At 49.9% G+C, this 17,634-nt stretch carries 19 protein-coding genes; 6 read left to right on the top strand and 13 right to left on the bottom strand.

The features are described from left to right. Positions 1–132: 132 nt before the first annotated feature. Entirely contained in the window at positions 133–813 is a 681-nt protein-coding gene (locus NST99_RS12945; RefSeq protein WP_341092192.1) for an NAD(P)H-dependent oxidoreductase, read from the bottom strand. Positions 814–961: 148 nt separating this feature from the next. On the opposite strand from NST99_RS12945, the gene NST99_RS12940 reads away from it, so the two are divergent. After that, positions 962–1,336 carry a winged helix-turn-helix transcriptional regulator gene (locus NST99_RS12940; protein WP_038590065.1) on the top strand — a complete coding sequence of 125 codons (375 nt, stop codon included), beginning with the start codon at positions 962–964 and terminating at the stop codon, positions 1,334–1,336. 53 nt (positions 1,337–1,389) lie between these two features. Here NST99_RS12940 and NST99_RS12935 read toward each other — a convergent pair whose 3' ends face one another. Next, the gene (locus NST99_RS12935) at positions 1,390–1,767 is read right to left on the bottom strand and encodes a YkvA family protein (protein WP_341092189.1); all 378 of its coding nucleotides are present in this window, start codon (positions 1,765–1,767) and stop codon (positions 1,390–1,392) included. Positions 1,768–1,792: 25 nt separating this feature from the next. Continuing rightward, positions 1,793–2,764, bottom strand: a complete 972-nt coding sequence (locus NST99_RS12930; RefSeq protein WP_341092187.1) for an acetylxylan esterase — start codon at positions 2,762–2,764, stop codon at positions 1,793–1,795. Positions 2,765–2,864: 100 nt separating this feature from the next. On the opposite strand from NST99_RS12930, the gene NST99_RS12925 reads away from it, so the two are divergent. After that, positions 2,865–3,701, top strand: coding sequence for a sugar phosphate isomerase/epimerase family protein (locus NST99_RS12925; protein ID WP_341092185.1), 837 nt, complete (start codon positions 2,865–2,867; stop codon positions 3,699–3,701). Positions 3,702–3,908: 207 nt separating this feature from the next. Next, positions 3,909–5,009: a glycosyltransferase family 4 protein gene (locus NST99_RS12920; protein WP_341092182.1), complete on the top strand. Its 1,101-nt coding sequence runs from the start codon at positions 3,909–3,911 to the stop codon at positions 5,007–5,009. A 91-nt stretch (positions 5,010–5,100) separates the two neighbouring features. Here the strand turns inward: NST99_RS12920 and NST99_RS12915 are convergent, their stop codons facing one another. From NST99_RS12915 to NST99_RS12900, 4 genes are all read right to left on the bottom strand, one after another. Further along, on the bottom strand, positions 5,101–6,330 hold the full coding sequence (locus NST99_RS12915) for an exo-alpha-sialidase (RefSeq protein WP_341092181.1): 1,230 nt from the start codon (positions 6,328–6,330) through the stop codon (positions 5,101–5,103). A 20-nt stretch (positions 6,331–6,350) separates the two neighbouring features. After that, positions 6,351–6,722 carry a hypothetical protein gene (locus NST99_RS12910; RefSeq protein ID WP_341092180.1) on the bottom strand — a complete coding sequence of 124 codons (372 nt, stop codon included), beginning with the start codon at positions 6,720–6,722 and terminating at the stop codon, positions 6,351–6,353. 229 nt (positions 6,723–6,951) lie between these two features. Further along, positions 6,952–7,353: a hypothetical protein gene (locus NST99_RS12905; protein ID WP_341092178.1), complete on the bottom strand. Its 402-nt coding sequence runs from the start codon at positions 7,351–7,353 to the stop codon at positions 6,952–6,954. Between the two features lie 4 nt (positions 7,354–7,357). Further along, complete coding sequence (locus NST99_RS12900) at positions 7,358–7,762, bottom strand: hypothetical protein (RefSeq protein WP_341092176.1); 405 nt, start codon at positions 7,760–7,762, stop codon at positions 7,358–7,360. A 174-nt stretch (positions 7,763–7,936) separates the two neighbouring features. Between NST99_RS12900 and NST99_RS12895 the strand changes: the two genes are divergently transcribed. Further along, positions 7,937–8,698, top strand: a complete 762-nt coding sequence (locus NST99_RS12895) for an SGNH/GDSL hydrolase family protein (protein ID WP_341092174.1) — start codon at positions 7,937–7,939, stop codon at positions 8,696–8,698. Positions 8,699–9,128: 430 nt separating this feature from the next. Here the strand turns inward: NST99_RS12895 and NST99_RS12890 are convergent, their stop codons facing one another. Further along, positions 9,129–10,250, bottom strand: a complete 1,122-nt coding sequence (locus tag NST99_RS12890; protein WP_341092173.1) for a tetratricopeptide repeat-containing glycosyltransferase family 2 protein — start codon at positions 10,248–10,250, stop codon at positions 9,129–9,131. A gap of 259 nt (positions 10,251–10,509) precedes the next feature. Between NST99_RS12890 and thiD the strand changes: the two genes are divergently transcribed. After that, the gene (gene thiD / locus NST99_RS12885; protein ID WP_038590041.1) at positions 10,510–11,322 is read left to right on the top strand and encodes a bifunctional hydroxymethylpyrimidine kinase/phosphomethylpyrimidine kinase; all 813 of its coding nucleotides are present in this window, start codon (positions 10,510–10,512) and stop codon (positions 11,320–11,322) included. A gap of 221 nt (positions 11,323–11,543) precedes the next feature. On the opposite strand, the gene NST99_RS12880 is transcribed toward thiD, so the two are convergent. Then, positions 11,544–12,455: a hypothetical protein gene (locus NST99_RS12880; protein WP_341092171.1), complete on the bottom strand. Its 912-nt coding sequence runs from the start codon at positions 12,453–12,455 to the stop codon at positions 11,544–11,546. 225 nt (positions 12,456–12,680) lie between these two features. Here NST99_RS12880 and NST99_RS12875 point away from each other — a divergent pair, with 225 nt between their 5' ends. Continuing rightward, entirely contained in the window at positions 12,681–13,499 is an 819-nt protein-coding gene (locus NST99_RS12875) for a serine/threonine protein kinase (RefSeq protein ID WP_341092169.1), read from the top strand. Positions 13,500–13,503: 4 nt separating this feature from the next. Here the strand turns inward: NST99_RS12875 and NST99_RS12870 are convergent, their stop codons facing one another. The 4 genes from NST99_RS12870 to NST99_RS12855 form a co-directional block, all read right to left on the bottom strand. Then, complete coding sequence (locus NST99_RS12870) at positions 13,504–13,752, bottom strand: hypothetical protein (RefSeq protein WP_341092167.1); 249 nt, start codon at positions 13,750–13,752, stop codon at positions 13,504–13,506. Between the two features lie 153 nt (positions 13,753–13,905). After that, the gene (locus NST99_RS12865; RefSeq protein ID WP_341092166.1) at positions 13,906–14,397 is read right to left on the bottom strand and encodes a GNAT family N-acetyltransferase; all 492 of its coding nucleotides are present in this window, start codon (positions 14,395–14,397) and stop codon (positions 13,906–13,908) included. A 138-nt stretch (positions 14,398–14,535) separates the two neighbouring features. Next, positions 14,536–15,891, bottom strand: coding sequence for a glycoside hydrolase family 30 protein (locus tag NST99_RS12860; protein ID WP_341092165.1), 1,356 nt, complete (start codon positions 15,889–15,891; stop codon positions 14,536–14,538). A gap of 47 nt (positions 15,892–15,938) precedes the next feature. Continuing rightward, positions 15,939–17,591 carry a sugar ABC transporter substrate-binding protein gene (locus tag NST99_RS12855; RefSeq protein WP_341092163.1) on the bottom strand — a complete coding sequence of 551 codons (1,653 nt, stop codon included), beginning with the start codon at positions 17,589–17,591 and terminating at the stop codon, positions 15,939–15,941. Positions 17,592–17,634: the final 43 nt, after the last annotated feature.

The following is a 17,634-nucleotide window of genomic DNA, read 5'->3' as shown; positions in this document are numbered from 1 at the left end:
TATGTATTTTCATGAGTGTAGATCAAAATAAATCCTTATATCCTAAAAAGAAACCTCTCCAGAGCGGGATCGTGTTCTCACACTGCCGCTCACATGGAGAGGTTTTTTCTATTTACATTACACCTCTTTACATTACACCCACTGAATCACTTGCCCGGCAGTTTGCCGAGTTTTCCCGCGCGGCTCATTGATCCGGTAACCAAAGGCCACCATACAGGATATCCCAAAATGCTCAGGGTCCATAATACCTTCAGCAGCCAGTACCTCTTCAAGCTTCGCCTTGTCGAAGCCTTCTATCGGGCAGGAATCGATGCCGATCATCGCTGCGGCGGTCATCATATTGCCGAGAGCCAAATACGTCTGGCGGGCCCCCCACTCGAACATGGCCCGTTCATTGTCTTTCAGCCCAAAGTCGACTTTCAAGAAAGTATCGTAAGTCTGCTGCTTACCTTCAGCAGCTTCGGGCGGCAGGTTCTGCACCTGCGCCATCATACGCCGGATATGATCCGATCCGGCGGCCATATCGCCGGGTTGTCTGGACAAGATCAGCACAAAATGGCTGGCGGTTGGCAATTGTCCTTGGGCCCCCCAGGCAAAGGGGCGCAGCTTCTCGCGGATTTCCGGGTTCTGCACCACAACAAACCGCCAGGGCTCAAACCCGAAGGAGCTTGGAGACAACCGTCCTGTCTCTAGAATAAACTGAAAATCATCTTCGCTGATTTTCCGGCTGCTGTCAAACACTTTCGTCGCATGTCTGAATTCAAAGGCGGATAGGATTTCATGCTTGGCTGCTGCTATCGCACTGGCTTCCATTTTACATACTCCCTTTCTATAACTGGACAAGTTAAGTTTGACTGATTATGGCTTACAAGCATAATATTAAAGTATATATAATGGAATTTATAGTACGCACATTTTTGTTATGTAGTATACAAATTGATACTATAGGAGTGATCCCCGGATGCGAGATCGAAAAGGCGGATTTGGCCAATGCCCGGACGGCAACGAAACAGCGTGCCCCGTAGAATTTACGCTCGACGTTATTGGCGGCAAATGGAAGGGTGTGCTTCTATACCATTTAATGGACGACAAGAAACGGTTCAATGAATTCCGCCGTATCTGTCCCGGCATTACCCAGCGGATGCTGACCTTGCAGCTCCGCGAGCTGGAGGAAGACGGAGTGGTGCACCGCGAGGTCTACCATCAAGTGCCGCCAAAGGTCGAGTATTCCCTGACTGAATTCGGCCGGACACTGATCCCGATCATTATGCTGATGAGGGATTGGGGCGAGGAATACAAAATAAAACAGCTTTCCAAAGAAAGCTGCCCTAGTTGATTCAGAATTAGGGGTGCAGGCTTGATGCTGCACCTTTTTTTGTATGAACTGCTTTATTTATCCCCGTTGAAGAAAACCTCTGACTTCTCCCGGTGTACATCCGTTACCTGTCCGGCGATTGCCCGAATGCCTGCCGCAATAATAGCTGCGTCATCTGTCAGTCCCAGACCGAGCAAGGCATCAGGAATAGCATCAATCGGAGAGATGAAATAGGCTAATGCTCCGAAGGCAATACCTTTTGCCCACAATGGAGTTTTGGCGTCAATGGCGCAATAGTACATCGCAATCGCATCTTTGGTAAAAGGAATTTTGCCGGCGAATTTTCTGGTTTTGCTCCAGAAGCTCTTCTGCACCAGCCTCTCATTCTCTTTGCTGTATTTGAAATGGTCCGCTACGAGTTCTGCGGGAAGCTTGTTTCCGTCCTTTTCCATTAGCGATCCCTCCTGTAATTGTAGACTAATCCTGGGCTGCCCCCAAATGCCGCTGAAAAAATATCGCCTTCTGACGGTTATGGAACTCGCCGACCTCATGTCCGGAGAACGGGTAATCCCAAATTTCTTTGGGCGCCGTAAGGCGGTTATACGCAGCATAGATCGTTTCCGGCATACATACCGTGTCCTTCCAGCCGACAGACATCATTACAGGTGCAGTAAAGCGGTGCGCCAGATTCACAATATCGAAATAGGCAAGATTATGCAGAATGCGTTCCAGATGCTCCGGGTATCGCCTGATATAATCGGCGATCTCTGTCAAAGAGCTGGTTGAATTCAGCACCCCGAAATCCAACCGGCAAAGATTCGGAATGTCGGCAGCGACCGCAGCGACACGCGGGTTCAGCGCGCCTGCCAGCAGGGAAAGCCCGCCTCCCTGGCTGCCGCCGGTAACAGCGATGCGTGAGGGATCTATGCCGGGCAGCTGCGCGGCGGTATCCACGGCCCGGACGGCATCCATCGCCGCAGCCATGTAGTAGGAGTGCTCCTTCTCCAGGATCCCCTGGGTGATCCAGCCTTTGGCAACACCGCTGCTCTGGGGCAGCAGGTTTCCCGTCTCACCCAGCTGGCCCCGCACATCTACAGCCAGAACAGCATAGCCGAGAAGCACCCATGAGGCATAACGTTCCGGGTATCCCCGGTCCCCGGTATAACCCGGAAATGTAACGATACAGGGCAGCGCCTGCCGGGCTTCTGCATTCCAGGACGGCTGAATATGCCAGGCATGCACCGTGGTTTCATCAAATCCCTTGAAGCTGACTTTGTTAACCTCCATGCCCGGATAGGGAGTTTCTTCGGGAACAGTGGTAATGTGCAGCGGCTTCTGTTCATATTCCGCAAGGATTCCATCCCAGTAATTGTCGGCTGACTGTGCATCAAGTGTCGGTTCAGGACGGCAGTTTTCCAGTTCCTGCTTACGCAGTTCAATAGTATTCATAGCATAATCTCCTAGTCGTAGTCTTTGTTATTGCAAGTTCTTGTAAGCGTTATTAATATTAATAGTAATAATAATATAAATCCAGAGAATTCAAAAGGAGATGTTCATCATTCGATACGGAACTTTGGCGCATTCAGCAGGTTGTCTGCCGCTCCAGACCTTAACCTCCACACTGCAGGCCCACAATATTAGCTTCGTGCAGCTCGCTCTGTCCAAGGCAATACAGGATATCGACACTTCCCCCGGCAAACTGAGTCCCGGCTTGGCCAATTATATCGGCGAGCAATTCGACAAGGCAGGAATCCGTATCGGTGTTCTCGGCTGCTACATCAACCCCGTTCATCCGGACCCGGTGGTCCGCAGGGCAGAAATCGACCGTTTCAAGGAACACTTGCAGTTTGCCAGACAGTTCGGCGCACCGATGGTAGCTACAGAAACCGGGGACCTGCATACGTTTAAAGAGATAGAGCCTTACCGTTACGAGGAGATCGGTTGGGAAACGCTGCGGACTACGGTGGAAGAATTGGCCGAGGAAGCGGAGAAATGGGGCGTATTTCTGGGGATCGAAGGCGTCAGTACCCACACCTTATCCACCCCGCAAAAAATGCGCCGCCTATTGGATGAGGTGCCTTCCAGCTCCATAGGCGTCGTGTTCGACCCCTGCAATTGGATCGGTTACGAGGTGTCCCGGCAGGATGAAATTGTGGACAGCGCCTTCAGTCTGCTGGGTGACCGGATGATCCTGGCCCACTTGAAGGATATCTACCGCGAAGGGAACCATGTCCGTCACGGAAAAGCGGGCCAGGGGCTGTTCCACACTGCTGAATTCCTGCAAAAGCTTCAGACCTTCAAGCCTATGATTGATGTCTCCCTGGAGGAAATCACTCTACCTGAAATTCGGGAAACAGTTGCCCTGCTGACCGCTCTCGGGAATTGATTAATTGTAAAGCTTCCAGTTCAAAAGATGCGCGTCTTCCTCCTGCAGCCGCGAGCTTCCGGACAACGGACCAGCTCTCGGCTCTTCACTCATCCTCATTTTGATTAATGACCGGATACCCGGTACTTTTCCTGCCCTTCTGAATAAAATAGTATACAACAAGCATCGCTGCTGATGCTGGATTCTCCAGAAGGGAGGCGATCATCGATGAGGTTCACATTCCCCATTCTCACCTTATGCCATGGCGGGGCACAACGGATGCTGGTGGAGCTTACCAACGGTCTGACAGCTTTGGGCCACCAGGTTGTGATTCTCATGCCGCTGGAGGGGGACATCTCCTATGAGATCCACTCCACCCTGCTCCGCACCGACCACACGGTGCTGCGTGAAACTGACTTTCCCGCCAGCGATGTCATTGTTTCCAATTTCTATACCACTGTGCCTGTGGCCGAAGCCGCCAGCAAGAATGGAAAGGGAATTCATGTACGCCTGTCCTTATGTTACGAGCCGCTTTTTTTGCCGGAAAATCATGTATCCTTTCCCAGTTATCATACCACCGGCAAGCTGATCGTTCTATCACAGTGGCAGAAGGAATTGATTGAATTAAATCATGGGATTTCAGGAAGTATTGTGCCTGTCGGCATCAGCTCCTCCTTTAATAATATGCGTATCCGCCACAAACTGCAGGAGCCGCTGAACATTACCGCTATTCTGCGCAAGGTTGAGAACGGCTTCTCCTGGCATCGCGAACAGGATTATCTGGTACAGCAGCTGGATATCGTCAAACAGAATCTTCCCGGTGTAAACATCAACTTCATCAGTCCGCCGGATGAATTCTATACCTCGGATTCCCTGCAGCAGATGAAGGCCAGCGGCAAATACCGCTTCTTCACACCTCAGAATGATGAAGAGCTCTGCTATCACTACAATGGTGCGGATATTTTTGTCAGCTCCAGCATTTTCGATACCGGGTCCCTTCCGGGACTGGAAGCTATGCGCTGCGGAGCGGCGCTCGTCTCCGTGTACTCCGGCGGCAATCTGGAATATGCACGCCATGAAGAGAATTGTCTGCTCTCCTTCCGGCACGAGAACCGGCTCGCCGAGGATGTTATCCGCCTGAGCCAGGATCATCTGCTCAGAGCCCGGTTAGCCATGCAGGGAGAAAATGATTCTGTCGGCTGGACCTGGGAGAACAGCGTCAGAATCATGGAACAGAGTATCAAAAATTTCCTCCAAGGCACACCTGTTGACAATCAGCCCAAGTCCGCACTGGTGCGTAGGATGAACAGCTTTAGGGCAGGCAGGTAATAACGATTTCCTCAAAAGCAAAACAGCAGCGCAGCTGCCCGATTGTGGCGTTGAGCTGCTGTTTATGCTGTTGCGGCTTACATACATATGTTCAATTCCCGAAAATAACATCCTGTTTTCCAAGCCGCGTGTCGTTCCATACAGCTCCCAGTGTATCCGGGAAGATCGTTGCCGCTGTAATGTAATCACCGATTAGCGGAACGGGTGTAGGTGAATTCCCGTTCGGATTTGTGGACACATCCGTTACTCGCCGGTTCACAAAGGACAAGCCGCTGTTGATGGATTCCGCCACAAAGACATCCAGCAGGAAACCATCCAGACGGTTCGTATAATAAATTACCCGCACTGTTCCGTTGGAAGGTGACACCGTAATCGATGGTGAAAAATTCTGCGAGCCTGGCGGTGCGCCCGTAATGTTGACCGGCTGGGACCAGAGTAAGCCATCTTGCGACCGCGAGAAAAAGATGTCTGCATACCCCAGCCGGAAATCATTCCAGACCGCATACACAAACCCGCCAAAGGGTCCGGCTGAGATATCCGTCCCGAGGCTGAGATTCGTCTGCACTCGGAAAGCATAATTCGGTACGGGCAGCGGACTTGGCACAGGCACTGTATTGGCAATAAATGTAGCTCCACGGGTAACCGGAGGATTAAAGGTGACTCCGCCATCCAGTGAAACCCGGATATAGGCATATTTAGGTCCCGCCCCAAGCTGAATATAACCGACGTATACCTCACCGGCGAGTCCGACTGCCAGAGCAGCACGCTCAAGCCTCCCTCTCGGATCTGATATACGCTGCGGAGGTTCCCAGCTAACTCCCTGATCCAAGGAACGTTGAAAGAAGATCGCAGAGTTCAATGCTAGATCATAAAGCGGCGTGTAGCCTACATAGGCATTTCCCAGGTACGGACTGGAGGGTGAGCGGTCCACGGCAAGAAATGGCTCATCATTGTGGATATAGAGACCAAAACCCCGCCGGACAATAACAGGGGGGTTAAAGGTCGCGCCGTTGTCGAAAGAGGTATAGGTCGCAATGGTACCGTCATGGAACTCATTAAAAAAATGAACGGCAACAATAAAGGTATTCGGAAACGTATAGTCTATGGTGGGTGCTTCAGCACTCATATACCCCGGAGCCTGCGGCAGAATAGTAGCTGACCATGTCTGCCCCCCGTCAATAGACCTGTAGAATCCGGTCAAAGCTGTACCTGTGCTGTCATCCACCGCCACCGCGCACAGAATATTCGGACTCAACGTATTGACTGCGATGGAAGGTTCAATATGATTGCCCGGAAGCCCGGCGGTAACATTGACATTCACCAATTCGTATCACCCCATTTTTAAGTAGAGATAATTGTTAAGCGGTCAATGTATGTAAGCTCCGGCTGCAGAATGTTTTCCAGGACATTCCCTGCAGCGTCCAAAGCAAACACATTCACGATAGTATTAACAGCACTATAGAAATTGATCTGGGCTTCATAATAATCAGCGAGATTCACAGAAAAGGTCTGAACGACTAACTGCTGGGGATTGACCTGAAATAAGGCCTCGCCCACCGGGACGCGGGTAAAATTGCTGCCCCGGAAATGAAAAATTTGGTAATTGATGTTAATTGAGGATACAATCGAATCATTCAGGCACGAAATCTGTATTCGGTCGATATGGTTGAGTCCGGCCGGCGGGTTGTAAACCGCCCCCGTTGTAAAGGGCATATTTTCTGAACTCCTTTCCGTCTGCTGCAAGCAGAGAGTTTCCCGCAGGACAACGCACAGCCCCTCCTTCGTAATCAGGAATAATACAATTCCATTCATGTGTATGTGGATATTATTTGTCCAATGAGAGAAAACTTTGCCCAACCGGTGAGTAAACGGAAATTAATAATAACGGTCTGGAGTATAAAAAAACTGCCAGGAGCATGATTACTCCGGCAGCCTCCAAAAGTTAAAGTATAGAAAGCCCCGAGAATAAAAGCGGCCCGATAATAACCGGCGGGTTCACCGTACCGATTGAAGAAGCGGTTAAAGCATATCCATAATATCCGGCAGAGATTCCGCTATCTGCAAAAGAGAAATGAACGGCTTCAAAGTCGTTTACTGCCAGCCCGCTGGATCGAATGGTGAAAACCTGCACCGCATTGCGCGAGATTGTAAAAATAATGTCGGAGCTGTTTGGTCCACTGCTTTGAAGGCCGATGGTGGCTTGAAGCAAAACTGAGCCGTTAGCGCCTACAGATAAACCGAATTGTCCCAGAACAGTGCTGTTAGGCAAGCTGTTTACGGGCAATGATGCGGACTGGCTGAAGCTCGCCGGGATGCTTTTTCCGAAATCAATGAGTTGTGTCATGGCGTCACACCAACGATAGTCCTGAGAAATCTACAGGACCTACCAGATTTGCAGAATTAAGCGCAGCATTGTTAACAATCGAGACAGTCAGTGTATAGGCAAAATATCCGGCAGGCACATTGGCATCCACAAAGGAGAAACTGATCGGGTCAAACTGTCCGGCGTTCAGTGCACTTGCCCGAATTGTGAAAATAGCGGCTGCCCCGCGCAAAATCGTGAACAGCAGGTCCGGACTTCCGAGTGTATTTTCAACGCCAACCGAAGCATTAAGCAGGACACTGCCTCCCTGCGCTGTCGCGAGTCCAAACTGGGTCAGTGTATTGCTTGAAGGAGCACCAAGGATCGGCACGGAAATCGACTGGCTGAAGCTGGATATTGAGCTTTTACTGAAATCAACAACCTGGGTCATTACAAAACGCCTCCTTGTCACAAATTTAACTCTATATAGGATATGGCATTATTAAAGAAGTGACTGGACCTCTTCAGCCCCTAAATCCATGACATATATACATAGGCAATCCTTGGACGAATGGATTACACTAAGATTAAATACAATATAGCTATCGGAGGTGAGGCTAGTCATATGAACGTATCGGACAAACAAACTGCCGTGCCTGAGTTTAAATATATGGTGAGCGGCGATTCCATCTCCAAAGGGGTGGTCTATGATGAAGCGAGAAGCAAATATGTCATTCTGGAAGAAAATTACGTGTCGCTGCTTCAGGGCAATCTGAAGGGCGCGCTGCGCAATACGGCCAGATTCGGCAACACACTGCTCAAGGGCTTCGGCAATCTGAAACGGGATGTGCTGAAGGAGAAACCGGATGTGGTACTGATCGAATACGGGGGAAATGACTGCGACTTTCATTGGGAGGAAATTATGAATAACCCTGAGGCAGAGCATAACCCCAAGACCGATTTTACGGCATTCGAAAAAATGCTGCTGGATATGATTGATTTCCTGAAGAGCCAGGGGATTATGCCTATTCTGATGAGTCTCCCTCCGCTGGATGCGGACAGCTATTTCAAATGGGTCAGCGGAAACAACCCGGCGTCGGAAGTGAATATTCTGAAATGGCTCGGCAGCATCACTAAAATCTACTGGTGGCAGGAAAGATACAATTCCACGATAATCAAGGTCGCCGAGAGCACCCGAACCAAAATTATTGATGTCCGGGGCGCTTTTCTCCAGCAGCCGGATTTCACCAAGTTCATCTGCCGGGACGGAATTCATCCCAATAAAGAAGGACACCGCATCATCTTTGATAAGGTGCTGGATTTCATCCGAAGCAGTGAACCCCAGCTGCTGGTGGACAGCACCGGACAGGCTGCACACAGTCATTAAAGTCTAAAAGGCCTGCTGCATAGGATAGATGCAGCGGGCCTTTTGCCGCCTCTTCAGGGATTATGGGCTGGAAACTACCGCAGGCAGCTGGCGGAACAGATGGTTCTGTCTCCTGCATTCAGAAAATGCTGTTCCAGTAAACTGGCTTATTAGGTTTGCTGTGTCTACCGGACTCAGGAGCCGCAATCTTACCAGGAACGTGCTGTATTCCTTGCCGGCGGACTGCATAGCCGTTATTCTCGCCAAAAGGCGGCTATTTATCGCCAAATGTAGAGCATAACGTCCATGAGGTCCGATTCCCCGCTGAATGATGCTTTTTATCCGAAATAGCTGCATTGGAGTCCGGATGCAGCCGCAAAGTGCAAGCAGGTCTGCTCAAAAGCCCCTTATTCAAAGGGCATAGCGGCCAAGGAGCTGGGCGGGCAACACGTTATTCCGCTTCCTTCTCGGCAGCTTCCCGTGAATGCAGCTCTACATAATTGTCTCCGAGCACATTTTTGAAATAATTGCGGTTGTAGAGCATACTGGGATGGACGGGATGATAAAGCAAAGCGGCTTCATTGAATAGATTAGCTTTCTCGCGCTGGCCCAGCCGGTCATAACATAAAGCAAGCTGAAGATTCGGTACCCAGGTGGCAAACGCCTCGTTCTTCACACCCATAGAATCATTATTCCGCGGGAGTTTAATCGCAAGCTCATACCAGTAGACAGCCGGGAGCAGCTGGCCTTTCTCTACATGCCAGGCACCTAGCCGGCAGCAAAACTCCGCCCGGGGGGTATCATACTGCAGCGTGCGGCATAACGACTGGAAGGCTCCCTCCCTGTCTCCCAGCCGCTCCCGGCATTCAGCCAGCCTGAGACAGGCCTGGTAATTATCTTCAACCCAGCCCAAACCTCCGTCGAGGAACAGCTCATAATAGCGGCAGGCTTCCTCATAAATTCCATGGTCGCGCAGCTCGTTGGCATAATAATACTGGTCGCGCGGCGAGAATACCTCACCCTCCGCGACACGTTTCTGATAAATCCGCAAATTGCGGTCCGTGTATACTTTGTCTTTTTCATGAGTGATGCAGACATCACTGCTGTAAGCGGGCCCGTAGACCTCCAGATACTCGTGCACCGGACCTATCCACTTGAAATTGCAGCTTCTGCGGACCAGCCGGTTGCGGCGCAAAGAGGTGACGACTCTCCCCTCTTCGTCAAAAGCCAGATTGTACTGCATGTTCACACTGTCCACACCGTCTGGCAAGCTGTGCTTCAGCTCCCTGAACCGTGCATGATCCACGTCCTTCAGGTAGTCATCGGCATCCAGCCAGAAGATATATTGCTTGGTAGCTTTGCTGAAAGCAAAATTGCGGGCGGCTGAGAAATCATCAATCCAGGTAAAATCATAAATAACCGCCCCATAGGACAATGCGATCTCTTTGGTGTTGTCCGTTGACCCGGTATCCACAATGATGATTTCATCAGCAATCGCCCCTACCGAAGACAGGCAGCGGGGCAGGCTATTCTCCTCGTTGCGGACAATCATGCATAAGCTGATTTCTATCATGGTACCCTCCTCAAAGTTTTGTGAGCACACGCTTTTCTCCTATATTGATATGCACCGCAGCAGGAATGGAACCCTTGCTCCTACCTATGACATTTCCGCATTCACCACTGACCCTAAGGCGAAAGCCCGGAGTGAAACAAGCGCAGTGTGCTTTTTTGAGGACGCTGGCGGTGTTTTTTGTTATAATATCGAAAGAGTTTAAAATGATTCCCTCTGAATCAGGCTTTAGAATTTCATATACAAGAAGGAGACGTTACCTTTGTCAAAGATCATAAAAACCCTAACCATTGCCGGCAGTGACTCCAGTGGAGGCGCAGGCATTCAAGCTGATTTAAAAACCTTTGAGGAGTATGGCACCTACGGCTTCAGCGCTTTAACGACCATTGTCACCATGGACCCGGATAATGGCTGGCACCATAATGTCTACCCGATTGACTCTTCCATCGTGGCGGAGCAACTGAAAACTATCTTTGCCGGCGGACCTGTGGACGCGATGAAGACAGGGATGTTGGGCAGTGTGGATATTGTGCTTGTTGCGGAAAAAGCGATCAAGGAAAACCTCCAGACCAATGTGGTCATTGACCCGGTTATGGTCTGCAAAGGTGAAGACGAGGTGCTGAACCCGGAGAGCGCAAATGCCATCCGCGATCTGCTGCTGCCGCTGGCTACCGTAGCCACTCCTAACCTGTTTGAAGCAGGGGTGCTCTCCGGACTGGGCAAGCTCACAACGATTGAAGAAATGAAAGAGGCTGCACGCCTGATCCATTTACTGGGAACCCAAAATGTTGTTGTCAAAGGCGGGAAAGCGCTAGGTGGAGACCTTGCGATTGACGTCTTCTTCGACGGCTCCGAATATACTGTACTTGAGACCGCCAAGATTGAACCTGCATACAATCACGGAGCAGGCTGCACGTTTGCAGCTGCCATTACCGGCGGCCTGGCGAACGGCCTGTCCGTGCATGACGCAGTAGTCAAAGCGAAGGATTTCGTCTCCGCAGCCATCCGCAGCGGTTACGCCTTCAATCAATATGTCGGCCCTGTATTTCATGGCGGTTACCGCCTGGAACAGTAGGACAAGCCGGGCTGTAGGACTGCACAGGCAGGGCTGTAATTCCCTGACTGAATATGCGTCCCTCAACCTGCTACCTGCTTGGTATACGCATAACAAAACCGTGCCCTGTATAAGGTGGCACGGTTTTTGTTTGCCTATTGTAACAAACCGTTATCGCGCTGCACAAAGCAGCACAATAACGGTTTGTTCTATACAATCGAAGCTTCAGAGAACCTCAAGGCTTATTTTTGAGCGGCTGACTTCCCGGCGATCTTCTCGATGAACGAAATGAGCTTGTCCTTGTTTTCATCTTCACCAAGGACCCCAATGATGATGTTTTTGGAATTGTGGTTGAGTGGAAGCGCGGAAACAAACGGTGAGTCTGTAATGTCTACTCCGTACAGCTCCTCCTGTCCGCTTTCTTCATTCTTCCCCCATTTCAGCCGTGAATCGTCTTTGGCAATTGCCCCGTCTGCTACGACGGCCTCCAGATTCCCGAAGCCATCCTGCCCTCCGATCCATTCCAGGGTTGCTTCATCCAGAATGAGAACATCCGGCTGATTCGCCGCCAGTTCTACAACGGCCTTCTGCATGTAGTTCATATCAAACGTATCCGAACCGGGTCCTGTTTGCGGGAGATAAACGATACTGGCCTCCACCCGCTTCCAATCAGGGTATTGGGCGATAACTGCCTTTTCCAGATCATCCGTCTTGCCATCCGGGTCCTGAACCCCGAAATTGCCCAGGAACATGATTTCCGCATCAACCGGGGGCAGAGAGGCGAGATATTTCTTATGCTGCCAATTGTTATAGAGCGCGTTCCCGCCTACAGCCAGTACAATAACGATAATAATGGATACAATTACATGTGTCTTGTACAGGCGCATAAACCGTTCCCATTTACTCGCAAAACCGGAAAGCTTGCCGTATTTCGCCAGTCTCTGCTGTTCGGCTTCCTGAATCTCCTGCTCGTCCAGACTATCCAATATAAACTTGAAGGCCTGAAAATCTTCCTCCGGCGCCGACCTTTCATCATCGGAAGCTTTGGAACGCCGCCGTTTAAGCAGCAGATCAAACCGTTTATTTATCTCTTCTCTGGATACGTTTTCAGACAATCCCACTCGTTCATATGCCTTCTTCAGCTTCTCATTCACATTAAATTTCTCCTTTGGTATGTATGATGCCCGCCTTGCTTCGCCGCTGCCGTCTCTGTTCTTAGCTGCGTTTACTCTTTCATTATATATTTTACTGACACCGGACACAATTTCTCTCTGAATGTTCTGATAACTGACCGTTCAGCAGCGGGAATGGCAGATGCCCCAAGGCCAATGATATAATTTATAAATCATGAGAAATGAAGAAGACGAGGTAACATCAACGTGTATAAATATCTGAAAAGCTTCCTGCAGGCATGGGCGGACTATCCACTGGAGAAAGGCAGTTTTATCGGTAAGCGGTACAGAATAATAGCACAAATTGGCATTGGCAGCTACGGAATTACTTACCAGTGTATGGACGAACAGGAGCAGCAGATTGTAGCTGTGAAGCAGGCCAAGCCGAGCAAGAAAGGAATCGGCCAAAAGATGCTGGCCTGGGAACGGGAGGTCATTTCACAGCTGGAGCATCCCTTCATCCCGGCCTGCCGCGATTATTTCAGCGAGAACCGCTCCTATTGGCTGGTGACAGATTATGTGGAAGGCCAAACCTTAGAGGATCTGATCTTTGCAGATAGCCGGACTTTTGGAGAACAGGACACGGTGAAGTGGACACTGGAGCTTATGAAACGTGTGCAATATGTTCACTCAAAGGGTTTTGTTCATCTGGATATCCGCATTCCAAATGTGATTATGCGGGGTGAAGACCTCTATTTGATCGACTTTGGATTAGCTGCGCTGATCGGCGGTAATAACACAGCAGCCCGGCAGCAAACACAAACAGGCTCCAACAGCATAACGCCGTCGAAGCCTGCAACCATACAAGGTGATCTATTTGATATCGGACATCTAATGCTGTTCATGCTCTACTCCCGTTTCAGCCCCACATCCGGTGCAGCTGAAGGCAACTGGATGGAGGAGCTTGAGCTCTCACCACAGCTGGAGCTTATTCTCATCAGGCTGCTCGGTGAAGGTGTACCTTATCAGAGCACCTCCGAGTTTGTCTCCGAACTATCGGCAAACCTCCCCGGGCTGAAGTCTTAACCGCTCAGCTCGAATGGCTGCCGTATCTATTCTTATAATATTTATGCCCTTTATGACCGCTGCCATGACGGTAGTCCGAGGAAGAGCCTCCCCGGGATCTTGGTCTGTCACTGCTGGAATGACGGTAAACCTGTGTTTTCTTATCGGAGCTGGAATGACGGGCATACCCTTGCCTTCCCCGTTTGCTGCTAGAGTGTTTATGCTGGGAATGCTCAACGGAATGAATTACCTTTTTCAGCAATTTCTTAAACATACCATCGCCTCCTCTGTAAATTGGCCAAGACCTTATGTTCGTCTCAGGGTACTACATGTATATGCAACAAAAAAGCTGGGGTTTAGAATATACTAAAATTAGAACATATTTTTTGCCCTAGTGCAAATTTGCAGGGATTTGACCGGTTCGGTATCAGCTTGGACACTCCATCAACATAAACACCATTTCGTGTTTTCCATTGTTATTTACGAACTCCCCTGCCGGCTTAAAGCCAACACTGTTATATAAAGCAATGGCCCGCTTATTAAACGCGGCCACGCTTAATCTGAATCGCTCAGGGCCGTACTTCCGCCGGGCAAATTCCATACCGGATTCCAGAAAATCGCGCCCTTTGCCTTCTCCGGTGAGTTCCGGCTTTAAGCCAAGACCGATATCGAGCACCTTGTCACCTATGTACAAACCCTCACGGATTCCACCGGGAACCTGCGCGTTGCGCCCGTAACAGAAAAACCCGGCCAGTTCATTCTCAGGGCTGATCACAGCATAATAGGAGCCGTCCAGCAGTTCTTGAATGTCTTCAGGATCGTCAGACAGATTGTACATCGCATACGGCGCTTCATAGCTCCATTTCACGATTTCCCGCGCATCCAGCTCTTCCATGAGCCGGATTTTATAATGCAGCATCTCATCTCTCCTTTACAATAAACAGTCACTTATCCTCTACCTGAGTTTACACGGTTTACGGTACAGAAATAAACCGGCGAGAATATTCTCTCGCCGGTTCGCTCCCTAAGGAGCCGATAGGACCCAGCTTCTGCTCGCTTATTCAACGCTGTCGCTGATCAGGATGGACAAGGCATTCTTGGCCTCCAGACGGAAGGTTAACAACTCTCTTCCCTGCAGCTTCACAGCAACATTCTCCGCCTTCCCGCTGTCATTGAACAGCACGGCAGCAATGGACTGGTCCGTATTCTTGAAGGCAACGGAACGAATCACCTCGTTGCCCGAAGCGGATGCAATGCGCACCGCTTGCGGGCGGATAATTTTGCTGAAATGAGCCAGCGCGTAATAATCCAGCGTATACACCAGCTCCCGGGTCTGCTGGTTGACCTGCACGATTCCGCGGCAGGTGCTTGTGCCAAAGCCTGGGACCGTAGGGCCGTTATGTTCATCCAGTGCCATATTCCACAGGATAAACGATTTGCTGTGATGTTTTAGAATTTCAATCCCGGTCCGCATGACATTCGAGAAGGCCTGCTCAAACGGCGGAATCCATTCTCCCCCTGAGCCTTCGGTAAAATGAACCTCTTTGCCGGCAAAGGCTTCAAAAACCTCCGATTGGGCCGACGGTTGCCCGCCGTACCAGTGCCAGGCCACACCGTCTACCTCTTCGTTCGCCTGCTCTAATACTGTCAGAGGATAGTCGGGGCGGTCCCAGTTGTGATCATAGCTAAGAATTTTTGTCTCCAGCTGATGTGCTATAAATGCGGGTTTTAAATGATTTTTAATAAAATCAATTTGCACCTCGGGTTGCATCAGCATACTTGGGTAATGTGTCGGTTCGTATAAGGGTTCATTTTGCGGGGTGACCGCATAAATTGGCAGCCCTTTGTCAGCATAGGCCTGAATGTAACGCACGAAATAGTTCGCATAGGTGCCGTAATGTTCTTTTTTCAATTGTCCGGCTTTCATCGATCTATTCGTTTTCATCCAGCCGGGAGCACTCCAAGGTGAAGCAAACAGCTTGATTGCCGGATTCAGCTTCAAGGCCTGCTGCAGTAAAGGGATGATATCCTCTTCATCATGAGCCACTGAAAAACGGGCCAGCTCCGGATCGGTTTCCTGTTCAGGCAGATCATTATAGCTGTATAAGGTTCGGGCATAATCGGATGCCCCCATCGGATTTCTTAATACAGACAGGCCAATTCCGTCCTGCGGATCGAACAGCTTGGTCATGACCTCTGCTTGCTGCTCCGCATCCAGCACCTGATGGATCAGATAAGCAGCCGAATCCGTAAAGGAAGCACCGAAGCCATCCATCTGCTGGTAGGTTAGGTTGTCATCAAGGGCAACTACACTAATCTCCACTCCCGAAAGAGCAGGCAGCAGCTGCTCCGGAGACTGTTTCTGGAATAGCTCGCCTTCACCCTTGGACTGGTAAATCAATAGCTCACGCATGTGTTTCCCTCCAGTTTCTATATTTCGGACTCAGGCTTGTTCACAGATTATTTTATGCCCAATTTTTCTTTGTTCAGCTTCATCTTTTCACTGCGGATTTCCACGATCTTATCCCAGCTGTTGGCATCCAGGAAGGATTTGTAGCCTGCAAGGATACTGTCGAACTCGGCTTCGCTCTTTGACCGTATCATGCTTACCAGCGCTGTGTTCCAGTTCGTATTAATTGCTGTCAATGCCCGTGCTTCCGGGGTACCTTGGTCAGGGTTAATGTTCTCAAGAATGAAATGCGGTTTCAGCTTGCCTTTGCCCCATTCCTGCATTTGTTTAATAGATTCAGGGAATGCGTCGTCGCTGATAGATTTATGACGGTCATGCCCGAAGAACATAAATTCACCCATCCGGTAGTCTTTCTTGAATTTATCCGCATTGTTGAGCTGCAGGTCTTTAATGGCAGGCAGCAATTCCACCTTGCCCTGATCGTTTTTCTTATAGGTTTCGCCTTCAATACCGTAGTTCATCAGCATCTGGCCTTCTTCGCTGAGCAGGTAGGTGAACAGCTGAATGGCTTTGGCCGGATCCTTGCTGTCTTTTGTAATGTAGCTGATCATCCAGCCGGTAATCCCGGACTGATTCAGGGTTGGCTGATTTCCAACAGTGCTTTGCGGACCGTCAATGGCAATATACTCCTTGCCCGGGTTGCCGCTCATGAAGATTTGCAGATTGCCGCCTTGCTGAGGTGTGCCGTCAAGGAAAATGGTAGCGTATTTGCCGGACTTCACTTTTTCCTCAAAAGCGGTTCCGTCATCGGCAAAGCTGTCATCGCTGATATTCCCGTCCCGGTAGACGGCATTAAGCGTTCTCAGCCAGGCCAGATAATCTTCATCCAAATTGCGGTTGTAGAATCCGCCATTGCTGTCTTCCAGCGGCACCCCGATAAAGTCCTGCAGCACATCGCCCAGGGATCCGCTGCCTTCACCGATAGAGTTGAAGCCGAAAGGAATCATGTCCGGGAACTGTGTTTTGATTTTGTCCAGTACACTCTTGAATTCTTCCGGGGTGCCCATGCTTGGCTTTCCAAGTGCTTCGTATACATCCTTGCGCACAATAAATGCGGTTTTGGCCGGGATGTTACCGCTGTCATAATCGGCCTGCGTATTGGAATAGTTCGGGTAGCCATAAGTTTTGCCATCCTTCAACTGAAACCAGTTCAACGTGTCCTGGGCTGCAACCTTATTGAAATACGGATCATATTTTTCGGCCAGATCATTTAACGGAACCGCCCAATTTGCGGCTTTTTGCACGATTTGGGAGTTCGAGTCAAAGATAGTCAACAGATCCGGCATTTTGCCGCCGGCAAAAAATGTGTTTAATTTGGTATCGTCACCGGTAATGAATTTAATATTAATATTCAGATCCTCTTTGATCTTCTTGGTCACTACATCCTTGCCGAAATCGGTGTTCCACCAGTCTGCATTCACATACCAGGTAAGCTCAGTGGTTTCTTCCTTTTTGTCCAGCGTCCATGCCGGTTTTTCCGGGTCCGGTGTGTAACGGTCTTCTATGGATACCATGTTATTTTTAGATCCGCTTTTGGAATTGCCGCCTGATCCGCAGCCGCTGACTACCAGCATGACAGCCATCAGTGAAATACACAGCTTGAGCCCTTTTGTAGCGAATGCTCTGTTCATCTTTTTGTCCATTGTGTAACCTCCCATTTTTTGTAAACGCTTACTTGAGACTTCA

Source organism: Paenibacillus sp. FSL L8-0470, from assembly GCF_038008625.1.
Classification (GTDB): Bacteria; Bacillota; Bacilli; order Paenibacillales; family Paenibacillaceae; genus Paenibacillus_AQ.
The sequence above is the reverse complement of the archived record's forward strand: the minus strand, read 5'-3'. Positions and strand labels throughout refer to the sequence as shown.